The organism is Muribaculum gordoncarteri, assembly GCF_004803695.1.
GTDB lineage: Bacteria > Bacteroidota > Bacteroidia > Bacteroidales > Muribaculaceae > Muribaculum > Muribaculum gordoncarteri.
Map to the genome: position 1 here is coordinate 401,058 of NZ_CP039393.1, position 11,974 is coordinate 413,031.

Here is an 11,974-nt window from a genome sequence, read left to right on the forward strand (position 1 = left end):
CTCACTCTTCCGGTGAGTCGGGGTGTTGTTCCATATATACGGTTGGAGAAACGCCAAACAACTCCTTGAACGATGTAGCGAAGTTGTTGGGATTGCGGAATCCTGTAAGGTCGGCCACTTCGGCCACTGTGAGCTTCTTCTCGACAAGAAGTTTGGCGGCCTTGCGCAGGCGTGTGTTGCGAATGAAGTCGCGGGGTGACTGATTGGTAAGCTCTTTCAGCTTGCGGTGGAGGTGTACGCGGCTTATGCCTATCTCGTTGGCGAGTGTTTCCACCGTTATGTCGGGATTGCCGAGATTCTTGTTGAGAACCTTCATGATGCGCTCCATGAGCTTGTCGTCGCTCGATGTCGTGTCGATGTCGTCGACTTTCTCGTCATGTGTCTGGTTGCCGCTGAATGTGTTGCGTAACCGCTGATGGCTCTTGAGCAGGTTGTTGACTGTCTTTATGAGGATGTCGATGTTGAACGGTTTGGTCAGGTAGGCGTCGGCGCCGGTTTCAAGTCCTTCAAGATTGTCCTCCTCGCGGCTCTTGGCAGTAAGCAGCACTACGGGTATGTGGTTGAGGTTGATATTCTTCTTTATGCGTCGTGTCAGCTCAAGACCGTCCATTTCAGGCATCATCACATCGCTTATCACGAGATCGGGTTGCTGCTTGAATATTATGTCAAGCGCCTCTTTGCCGTTGGCACACGTATCTACCTTGTAGTGGGTCGACAATTCGTGAGCCACGTAGTTGCGAATCTCCTCGTCATCCTCGACCACCAGTACGCGTTCACTCACCTTTACCTTCACGTTGTCGTTGTCGGTTTCATTGATGTCGGGCACGAGTACCATGCTTGTTGTGTGCTTGGGCACTGACGACTGCGCCATAGGGATGTTGAGCTGGTTGACAGGCAGATGCTCGTGTCCGAGCGGTATTCTCACGACGAAGCGGGTGCCTTGTCCCTCTGGATTGTCCTCAATGTTGATTGTGCCGTAATGGAGCTTTATAAGAGAGCTTGTGAGGTGGAGTCCCACGCCGGTGCCTCCGGTCTGGTTGTTGCGCACCTGATAGAAACGCTTGAATATGTGCTGTCGTTCCGATTCGGGTATGCCTATACCCGTGTCGGTGACGCTGATTTCGGCATATTGGTGCAGCGGTCCGGTGGTGTTGTCGTCGGTTCCCGATGTAAGCTTTATGTCAATCTTGCCGCCGTTGGGGGTGTATTTCACCGCATTCGACAGCAGGTTCATGATGATTTTGTCGAAGTTGGCCGGGTCAACCCACAGCTCCATGTCGTCATGCCCCTCGTGGTCAAATGTCAGGGTGATGTCCTTGCTGTCGGCTACGGGTTTAAAGAGGTCGCAGAGGTCGTCGATAAACGGCACTATGGGGGTGTCGGTAAACGACAGCAGCATCTTGCCCTTGTCGATTTTCCTGATGTCCATCAGTTCGTTTACAAGTCGCAGAACTCGTTTGGCGTTTCGGTTGATGGTGCGGTAGTCCTTCTGGCGTGCCGGATTGTCGTCGGATGCCATGAGCTTTTGCAACGGACTCATCACGAGCGTCATAGGAGTGCGTATCTCATGCGATATGTTTATAAAGAACTGGAGCTTGGCCTCGTTGATTTGTGCCTCGTAGTTTCGCTCGATTGCCTCTCTCTTGCGGCGGGCGCGCATCTGAATCACGTAGTAGGCGTAGTATATCACGCCAAGCACGATTATGAGGTAGATCAGCTTGGTCCACCATGAGTTATACCACACCGGGGCGATGTTGATTGTAATCACCGATTCATCTGACTGGATGCCGTTGTCCACGGCTACTATGCGCAGCGTGTGGTTTCCGGGCGACATGTCGCTGAAGTTTACGGCATTGGTTCCGTGGGGTAGGTCGATCCACTTTTCATTGTCGAGCGAATAGCGGTAGATCAGCGATTCGGGACGGTTGTACTCGCGTGTGCCGAATTCAATTGAGAATGAGTTGTCGGTATGGGCGAGCTTAAACTCCTGAGCCTTGAACACCGGAGTTTTTATTATAGTCCTGGAGCCTGATTTCATGCCCGCTTTTATCGCGTTGCCGTGAACATAGAAGTCGGTTATTCTCACTGTCCACTTGCGACCCGGAATTATCACATTCTTGGGATTGAAGTAGGTGATTCCGTTCATTCCGCCGAAGTAGATAGTGCCGTTGGCGTCCTTGAACGACGCGTTTTTGTAGAACTCGTTGCTCTGCAGACCCTCTTCGACATAGAACGTAGTGAATGTTTCCTTTTCGGGATTGAACTGTGCGAGTCCGGCGTTCATGCTTATCCACAGCGATGACGCGTCATCCTCCTGAATTGCATAGATCACATTGCTCGGAAGCCCGTTTTCGGTGGTATAGAGCTTTTCGCTGTTGGTTTTCGGGTCGAAGCGTATCAGGCCGTTGGACGACGCTACCCATATTATGCCCGATTTGCTCTCGAGCATGGAGTATATGATGCTCGACGGCGAGAATTGGCTTATCTTGCGATCACCCGACGGATTCTCTATCTTGTAGAGGCCGCTGTAGGTGCCGAGATAGAGTACATCGTTGGCGGGCGAGTAGTGCAGGGTGCATATCCATGACTCTATTTTGCCCAACAGGTCGTCACAATGCTTGGTCGTCTTTGTGTCGAGATTGTAGCTGAACAATCCCTGACCCATTGTGGCTATCCAGATGTTTCCTTTGTTGTCCTCCGAGAAAGCATAGCATCGCTGCACGTCGCGGTTGTAGATGTCGTGCAGCTTGATGAACTCTATCTGTCCGGTCTTGCGGTTCAGTATGCCGGCTCCGTTCAGATAAGTGCCGAGCCACAGGTTTTGGCGTGAGTCCTCGAAGATGTTTATCACCACCTCGGGCACCGGATTGAGATAGTGGGCATGCTGTGTTCCGTCGGGATTGACTCCATACACGCCGTCGTTGTCGATTCCCACCCACAGGATGCCGTTGGCGTCGCGGCACATCGTCGTGACGCAGTTGGAGCCGATGACATTGTTGGCTACCGACTTGTGGCCGATGTACTTGAATGAGTTGGGATGAGCCGGCAGCATCACGAGCCCCTTCTGGTATATTCCGAGCCACAGGTTGTTGCTGTCGTCCTTGGTCACGCTGTGTACTTTCTGCTTGTGGTAGTCGAGGTCGCCGTTTCCGAATTTCACATCGCTTATCTTATTGCTCATGGGGTTGAATACTTTCAACCCTCGTCCATCTGTGGCGAGATATATTTCACCGTTTACATCGGTGTAAAGTTCTTTAACAAACGAATGGTCGTTATTGGGCGTATTTACAGGTATGAATTTGTCGGACTTCTTGTCAAATTGAAAAAGTCCGTGCTTCATGCTTCCCGCATATATTACACCGTTGCGACCTATGGTAATTGAGGTGAGTACGGGGTCGCCGGGGCGTCCGAAATAGCGATATATGTTATTGTCGGAATCAAGTCGGTAGGTTCCCATCTCCTCTTTCAGTAGCCACAGGTCGCCGTCAATGTCCTCAATGCCGTTGTGGACATACTCTATCTCGGGGTGGTCGGTAAATGCAGGCTCTATTACTATGCCCTTGTTGTCGGCCTTGACTATGCGACCTACTTTGTTGCCTATTACGATTATTTCACCGTTCTTGCGGAATATCAGGTCGTTGATGGCGCTTGCAAACGTTTGTCCGTCAGGTGTCTTTGCCAGCGGTGAAAATGTGTCGGTGGCCGGGTCATGCAACTGCAGACCGGCGTAGGAGCCGATGAATGTGCGACCTTTACTGTCGACATTTATGGTGTTGACAAGGTTGCTTGCGAGCGATGTCGAGTCGCCCGGTATGTTTCGGAACACAATGAATTTGGATCCGTCATATCGGTTCAGTCCGTCTTCGGTGGCTACCCAAATCATCCCGTTATTGTCTTGGCACACTTTCATGACGAGGCTGCTCGATATGTCATGGTCGGAGGTGAACAGCTTATAAGATTGACCAGAGCAAATTAGACAATTTAAGGTGATGAATAGCAAAATCACTAAAGGTCTTATCATATTTTATGTCGGTCTAAGGCTAATTTTTGCTTAATCGGTAGTTCAAAAATATGAAAATATCCCAATTAATCGGTGAAACAGAACTCTGTTTTAAGCTTTTTTAACGGCATTATGACAATGTTAAAATCGCACTAAAGAGTTGTTACTCCATCTTTTTTCAAGTTGGGAAGGAAGTAGGCCACAAGTCCGAGCAGCGGCATGTAGGCGCATGCGTGATACACGGTTTCGATGCCGTAACTGTCGGCGAAATTACCCAATACGGCCGAGGCCACTCCGGCTATGCCGAAGGCAAACCCGAAAAACAGTCCCGAAACGAGTCCGAGCTTGTTGGGAAGCAGTTCCTGTGAGTAAAGCAGTATGGCGGGAAAGGCCGACGACAGCATGAATCCCACGCAGAAGCTGAGAACAACCGTCATTGCGAGTCCGGTGTAGGGCATGAGCATGCTGAACGGTGCCGTACCGAGAATCGATACCCATATCACGGGCTTGCGTCCGTAACGGTCGCCGATCGGGCCGCCCACGAGGGTGCCGACTGCTGTCGACACAAGGAATACGAAGAGGAATATCTGGGAATGTTGGATGCTGACGCCGAATTTGTCGATAAGATAGAAGGTGTAGTAGTTGGTGAGGCTCGCCATGTAGATGTACTTGGAGAAGATAAGCACAAGAAGCACTCCGATCACGAATATCGTGCGCCTCTTGGACAATGGTAGCGGCAGGTGGTGCTGCGACTTGCCGCTTGTGCGTGACTTGATGCCGTTGAGGTAACCGCGATACCAGCGGCATATAGGGCGCATGGCGTAGAAAGCGAGTGCCGATATGATGAGAAACCACATCACGTGATGGCGTCCGTAGGGTGCTACGAGCAGGGCCACAAGCAACGGGCCTGTCGATGTGCCGAGGTTGCCGCCCACCTGGAATATGGATTGCGCAAGGCCGCGCCGGCCGTGACTTGCGAGCGATGTTATGCGTGACGCTTCGGGATGTAGTGTCGACGAACCTACGCCCACAAGGAATACCGACACAAGTACCATGGCAAGCGATGACGACCATGCAAACAGGATGATGCCGAGCGTGGTGGAGCACATTCCCATTGGCAGGCTCCCTACAAAGGGGCGCTTGTCAAATGCCAATCCCACAGCCGGCTGAAACACTGATGCTGCTATCTGGTAAACGAGAGTTATCAGACCTATCTGGGCAAAGTTGAGCGACAGATCGTCCTTCAGCATGGGATACACGGCCGAAATGACGGCTTGAAGAAGGTCGTTGAAGCAGTGTACACAGCACAATGCCATGAGTATGGGGAAATTGGAGTCGGAAGCAATATTCTTAAGCTTAAGTGACAGGTTTGACATAGGTGATATCGTGAAAAAAACAGTGCAAAGTTATAAAAAAATGGGTAAATTTGCACACCCACCAATGATTGCAGGGGCTATGAATGAACGCAAGATAATTCACATCGACATGGACGCTTTCTACGCTTCGGTCGAGCAGCGCGACAATCCCGAGCTGCGAGGCCGTCCGGTTGCTGTTGGTCACGCCGAGCGTCGCGGGGTGGTGGCTGCTGCAAGTTATGAGGCGCGCCGCTACGGTGTGAGGTCGGCCATGTCGTCGCAGAAAGCCAAGCGTATATGCCCCGAACTTATTTTCGTTCATGGACGAATGGATGTCTACAAGAGCGTATCGCAGAGCATCCATGACATATTTCATGAATACACCGACATTATCGAACCTATATCGCTCGACGAGGCGTTTCTCGATGTCACGGTCAACAAGCCGGGCATAGAACTGGGTGTCGACATTGCCCGCGAGATAAAGCGCAAAATTCGCGAGCGTCTTAATCTCGTGGCCTCGGCGGGAGTGTCCTACAACAAGTTTCTTGCAAAGATTGCGTCGGATTACCGTAAGCCCGACGGGTTGTGTACGATACATCCGTCACAGGCGCTTGACTTTATTGCCAGGTTGCCGATTGAGGATTTCTGGGGAGTGGGGCCCGTGACGGCCGGAAAGATGCACTCGATGGGCATTCACAACGGGGCGCAGCTGCGCGACTGTCCCAAGCGCATACTGACGCGTGCTTTCGGAAAGGCCGGATTGGTCTACTACGACTTTGCTCGAGGTATCGACAATCGTCCTGTCGAAGCTGTGAGAATCAGAAAGTCGATAGGGTGTGAGCACACTCTTGACGAGGATATAAACGACTCGTCGTCGGTCGACATCGAGTTTGTCAAGGCCGCCGAGGAGTTGTACAGCCGTCTTGAGCGCAAAGGATTCCAAGGCTCTACGCTGACGCTGAAGGTGAAGTTTCACGATTTTGTGCAGATAACGCGCAGTGTCACGCTGCCGGGACATGAGGCCGTCGACACTCTCGAAAAGATTATCGCCAACGGACGCAAACTTGTCAATGAGGTGGACTATGCGTCACATCCCATAAGACTTATAGGCCTTTCTGTTTCAAATCCGCGTGACATGACAGCCGTCGGGCCTGTGTGGCGTCAGCTGTGCTTCGACTTCGACAATCCCGACGGTGTGGACTCTTGAATGGATGTGGGGGTGACTATACGTTGAATCGGAAATGCATTATGTCGCCGTCCTGTACTACATACTCTTTGCCTTCGATGCTCAGCTTGCCGGCTTCCTTCACGCCGCCTTCTCCTCCGAGTGTCACGTAGTCGTCATATTTTATGACTTCGGCACGTATGAATCCCTTCTCAAAGTCAGTATGTATGATTCCTGCGCATTGGGGAGTCTTGGAGCCGCGCATGAATGTCCATGCTCTCACTTCGTCGGGACCTGCTGTGAAATAGGTCTGCAGGTTGAGCAGCGCGTAGGCCGAGCGTATCAGTCGGCTCACGCCCGACTCCTCAAGACCGATTTCATTTAGGAACTCCTGACGCTCTTCCCAGGTGTCGAGTTCGGCGATGTCGGCTTCGGTCTGTGCGGCAACGATGAGTATCTGGGCGTTTTCGTCCTTGACGGCTTCGCGCACGGCTTCGACATACTTGTTGCCGTTGACTGCCGATGCGTCGTCGACATTGCACACGTAGAGCACGGGCTTGTTGGTGAGCAGGAACAGGTCGCGGGCGAACTTTTGCTCGTCGACGCTCTCAAACTGCACCGAGCGTGCAGGCTTGCCTTGGTCGAGGGCCTCCTTGTACTGTCGCAGTACCTCATATTGCATCTTGGCTACCTTGTCACCTCCGGTCTGAGCCTGTTTCTGAGTCTTGGCCATTCGTGCCTCCACTGTTTCAAGGTCCTTTAGCTGAAGCTCATAGTCGATTATCTCCTTGTCACGCACGGGGTCAACGCTTCCGTCGACATGGGTTATGTTGTCGTCGTCGAAGCAGCGCAGCACGTGAAGTATGGCATCGGTTTCACGTATGTTGGCGAGGAACTTGTTGCCGAGTCCTTCACCCTTGCTTGCGCCTTTCACGAGTCCGGCTATGTCGACGATTTCGACGGTGGCCGGCACCACGCTGCGGGGTTCACACATCTCGACAAGCTTGTTGAGTCGCTCGTCGGGCACGGTTATTACTCCCACATTGGGCTCGATTGTGCAGAACGGGAAATTGGCCGATTGAGCCTTCGCATTGGATAAACAGTTGAAAAGTGTCGACTTGCCCACATTGGGTAGTCCTACTATGCCGCATTGTAAAGCCATGAATATTCGAGTTTAAAAATTTTCTGCAAAGTTACGAAATTCAATCCTTAATATGAAATATTGAAGAACGGAGTCTTAGATGTTCAGTCCGTCGAGCAGGGCTATATATGTAGCTATGGCTTCGCGTATTTCGTCAAGAGTTATGTACTCGTCGGCTGTGTGGGAGCGTGACGAGTCACCGGGGCCAAGCTTTACCGACTGCCAGGGCATAAGTGCCTGATCGCTGAGGGTTGGCGATCCGAAAGGCTCGGCTCCTAATATTGTCATACGCCTTATTATGGGGTGATCGGGCGATATTCCCGACGGGTTAAGGCGTGTTGAGCGTGGCGTGAGCCTGCATTGCGGCACCGCTTCGCGCAGCAAGGCAAGCGTTTTCTCGTTGGTGTAGGCATCGGTTGTGCGAACATCGACAACCATCTTGCACAGCGAAGGCACTACGTTGTGTTGTGTGCCGGCGTTTATCTGCGTCACGCTTATCTTTACCGGGCCGAGAGTCGCCGACTCCTTCGGCAGTCGCAGGTTGCGCAGTGTTTCGATTACGGGAATTGCCTGATAGATTGCGTTTAAGCCCTCGTTGCGGGCTGCGTGTCCGGCTACTCCGTCGATTTCGGCATCAAGCACCATCAGCCCCTTTTCGGCGATGGCGGGATTCATCCCTGTGGGTTCGCCCACGATTGCCACATCGATGTGGGGCAACAGCGGAATCGCAGCTTCGATTCCGTCACGCCCGCTGACCTCCTCCTCACATGATGCGAGAAACACGAGGTTGTAGCTGCGTTGTTGACCGCTCATGAACAGATAGGCGGCAAGAAGCGATACAAGTGACGCTCCGGCATCGTTGCTGCCGAGCCCGAAAAGCCGGCTTTCATCGTCGACTTGCGGAGTGAAGGGGTCGTGCTGCCATCCCGGTGCGGGCTTCACGGTGTCGATGTGGGAGTTTAACAGCAGAGTGGGGCGGCTCGGGTCGTAGTCGTCGGCTATTGTCCACACATTATTATTGTGACGCCGGGTTTGATGTCCCGCATTGTTGATGAATTGTTCCACGATGTCGGCCGCGGCGGCTTCGTCACGGCTTATCGAGGGAGTGGATATGAGTTGCTTGAGCAGGTCAACTGCTTGATAAAATAGTTCGTCCATGATGCAAAATTAGTCATTTTCGCTTAATATGATGCAATGTCGACTGCCTCAGTGAGCGGTGGGGTATGTCGTAACGTTGCAGACTGTCGAGGTAACGGTCGTGACGGCGCACGTGGAGGTCGGCGCTCAGCATTATCGAGTCGGGCTTCAGCCGCCGGTGCGCGTCGAGCACGTTGCCTCGGAATCCACGGCACACTATGGCATAATCTACATGGCTGTAATCACGGTTGAGCAGGGAGTCGGCATTTATCAGCGCATATCTTATTCCGTCGACATCTACAACTGCGTCATGTCGCGACATTCCGGCAACGGTGATCGATGCGGGGGCGAGCTGCAGCGAGTCGACTCCGCGCATGGCGAGAAAGTCACGGTGACGGTTGCGTGAGTTTTCCAGCCGTGACGATGCGTTACGTTCGCCCGCCGTGGTTATTAGCCATGCCTCGGTGCCGTTACGGTAAATTATGTCGGTGGCGTAGCTGTCACGCGCTATGAAGTGTTCCGATTCAGGAAACTTGCGCTGCGTTACGTTCAACGTGACGATGATTGCCACGACACCGGCTGCCGCGACACACCATCCTGCCGCCTTGCGGCGCCATAGCGCCCATGCCACGGCTCCTGCCGAGATAAAATAGGGGATCATGACCCATCCCGAAAAGTATATGCCGCTTACCGCCGAGTGTGGTATGTCGCTCACCATGCGGGCGAAAGCGAATATTGCGTTATACATTGCGTCGATGGCCGAGCATAGCCACACCGGGTTGTAACCCGCCGCTTCGCACACGATCAGCAGCACTCCGGCTCCCATGATGAATGGGAGCATGAGCAGCACGGGCGTGTTGGCTATTACAAAGCACAAGGGGAATGTGTGGAAATAGTAGGCGGCTATAGCACCCGAACCTATCGTGGCCGCGATTGACACTACGACAAGCGATGTGATGTAGTAGAGCAGCCGTTGTCGCGGACTCACAGGGTTGAGCAGCGGCGTGAATAGCAGAATTGCCGCCACCGAGGCAAATGACAGCTGAAATCCTACATTGAACAGCTGCAGCGGATCGAAGGCCAGGATAATCAAGGCGGCCAGGAGCAGCGCGTTCATCGACACGTAACGGCGTTGCAGGATATAGCCTATACCGAGGGTTGTAGCCATGATGACGGCACGTGTTACCGAAGGCGACAGTCCGGTGACGATGGCATATAACCACAGGATTACGATGAGCGACGCCGTCATGGCGTTACGTTTTCGGGCGAGATAGAGGGGCAGCAGGGCTATGCCGACGACAACCGACAATATGCCCACATGAAGTCCGCTGAGAGCAAGGATGTGGGCAAGGCCCGATGCGGTGAAAGTGGCACGTGACTCCTCGGGCATCAATGAATCGTCGCCGGTGAGCGTGGCTGTCAGGAACTCGCATGACCTGCGATCAAGCGAACTGCGCTTCAACAGGTTGCCCATCACGGGACGCAGTCGCTTTATGCGCCACAGCAGCGAATTGTCGGTGGAGGTAACGTGTATGTCACCCGGTCTTACGAATGCGGTAGCCGTGACGCCTCTCTTCATGAGTATTGCTGCATAGTCGGGAGAGTCGGGCGAATCGTCACGACGAGGAGCAGTGAATTTTGCCGTCAACTCCACATTGTCGCCGGGGTTGATTTCCGGGATGAGCGACGGCACCGTTATCACGGCCTTGAAGCGCACCCCGGCGGAGTCGCGTGTGGTTATGTTGAGGTGCTGTCCGCTTTCATTGCACGTTACATCATCGACCGTTGCAGTGTAGACTCCTGCATCGTCAGGCAGCGACAGCTCCTGAATTTGCGGCGGCGATTGCATGAGCATGTCGCCCATTGCCAGTGCCGCGGCCAGCAGTAGCCCTCCTATAGGGCGTAACCCTCTTATGCACAGCAGTGTAATGCCGCCTACCAGTAGCGCGGCAATCCACCATGCAGGTAATCCGTAATACGCAGCCAATATGCCGACGACTACACCTGTGGTCGCCGGCAGAAGCGGAATATAGGAGAGAGGAGGACGCATAATGTGATGATGTTAGTTCCGACGGCCTATGTCGGATAGCCTTAGGTCAGCTTCTATAGCCAGATAGGGGCAAGATACTTGGCCAGCATATACCCGCCGAATATCAGCCAGACATATAGCCAGAACGCGAGGATAAACGGCTTTGCTCCCGCTTTCTTGAATTTGTCGATGCTTGTTTCGGCACCAAGGGCGGCCATTGCCATTGTTAGCAGGAATGTATCTACGTAGTTGATGGCATCCACCACAGGAACGGGGAGCAAGTCAAATGAATTGAAGCCGATTACTGCAAGGAATCCAACCGCAAACCAAGGAACGGCGACTTTTGTTTTCTGGACGCTTCCGTCGGCATTCATTCCTGATTTTGCCTTTTTAGCAACCCAATAGCCTAAAATCAGCAATACGGGTACAAGCATCATGACGCGTATCATCTTCACGATTATTGAAACGTTGGAGATTTCTTGTCCCATTGCGTTGCCGGCACCTACGGCATGTGCCACTTCGTGCAATGTCGCCCCTGAGAATATTCCCATCTGCTGGGGAGTGAGGTCAAGCCATCCTGACCGATAGGCTATAGGATATAAGAACATGGATATTGTTCCGAATATTACGACAGTGGCCACCGCCACGGCTGTTTTATATGGCTTTGTCTGTATGGTCGATTCCGCGCCGAGCACTGCTGCGGCACCGCATATACCGCTGCCTATTGATGTAAGCAATGCGATGTCTTTATCCATCTTCATCAGCTTGCCTATGTAAATTCCTCCGAGTATTGTTACGGCCACTATAATCGAGTCGACGGCGATTCCGGCCATGCCTACATTTACGACATCCTGGAATGTAAGCCTGAATCCGTAAAGGATAATACCGAGCCTAAGGATTTTTTTTGAGCAGAATTGAATGCCGGGCACCCATGTTTCAGGCAGGTGGTTTCGAAGACTGTTGGCATACAACATACCCAAAATAATGCCTATGATCATAGGACTGAATGAAATCTCTTTTAATACCTGTGCTTCGCCTATGTAAAATGCAGCACAAGAAAACAACGCAATAAGCAGTACTCCGTGGAGCATGCTGCTTCTTTTTTCGGTGAACATTGATTGTTTAATGTTTAATGTTTAATTATTCT

At 52.5% G+C, this 11,974-nt stretch carries 7 protein-coding genes; 1 reads left to right on the plus strand and 6 read right to left on the minus strand.

The window, feature by feature from the left end:
* Position 1: 1 nt before the first annotated feature.
* Together E7746_RS01680 and E7746_RS01685 are read right to left on the minus strand one after the other, a co-directional pair.
* Entirely contained in the window at positions 2-4,021 is a 4,020-nt protein-coding gene (locus E7746_RS01680) for a hybrid sensor histidine kinase/response regulator transcription factor (protein WP_136409642.1), read from the minus strand.
* 131 nt (positions 4,022-4,152) lie between these two features.
* Entirely contained in the window at positions 4,153-5,376 is a 1,224-nt protein-coding gene (locus tag E7746_RS01685) for an MFS transporter (protein WP_136409643.1), read from the minus strand.
* A gap of 79 nt (positions 5,377-5,455) precedes the next feature.
* On the opposite strand from E7746_RS01685, the gene dinB reads away from it, so the two are divergent.
* Positions 5,456-6,562 carry a DNA polymerase IV gene (gene dinB / locus E7746_RS01690; protein ID WP_136409644.1) on the plus strand — a complete coding sequence of 369 codons (1,107 nt, stop codon included), beginning with the start codon at positions 5,456-5,458 and terminating at the stop codon, positions 6,560-6,562.
* 16 nt (positions 6,563-6,578) lie between these two features.
* Here dinB and ychF read toward each other — a convergent pair whose 3' ends face one another.
* The 4 genes from ychF to E7746_RS01710 form a co-directional block, all read right to left on the minus strand.
* Positions 6,579-7,682 carry a redox-regulated ATPase YchF gene (gene ychF, locus E7746_RS01695; RefSeq protein ID WP_136409645.1) on the minus strand — a complete coding sequence of 368 codons (1,104 nt, stop codon included), beginning with the start codon at positions 7,680-7,682 and terminating at the stop codon, positions 6,579-6,581.
* A gap of 75 nt (positions 7,683-7,757) precedes the next feature.
* The gene (locus E7746_RS01700) at positions 7,758-8,819 is read right to left on the minus strand and encodes a M20 family metallo-hydrolase (protein WP_136409646.1); all 1,062 of its coding nucleotides are present in this window, start codon (positions 8,817-8,819) and stop codon (positions 7,758-7,760) included.
* Positions 8,820-8,832: 13 nt separating this feature from the next.
* A complete protein-coding gene (locus E7746_RS01705) occupies positions 8,833-10,848 on the minus strand; it encodes a ComEC/Rec2 family competence protein (protein ID WP_136409647.1) in 2,016 nt (671 codons plus the stop codon).
* Positions 10,849-10,901: 53 nt separating this feature from the next.
* Entirely contained in the window at positions 10,902-11,942 is a 1,041-nt protein-coding gene (locus tag E7746_RS01710; RefSeq protein WP_136409648.1) for a YeiH family protein, read from the minus strand.
* Between the last annotated feature and the right edge of the window lie 32 nt (positions 11,943-11,974).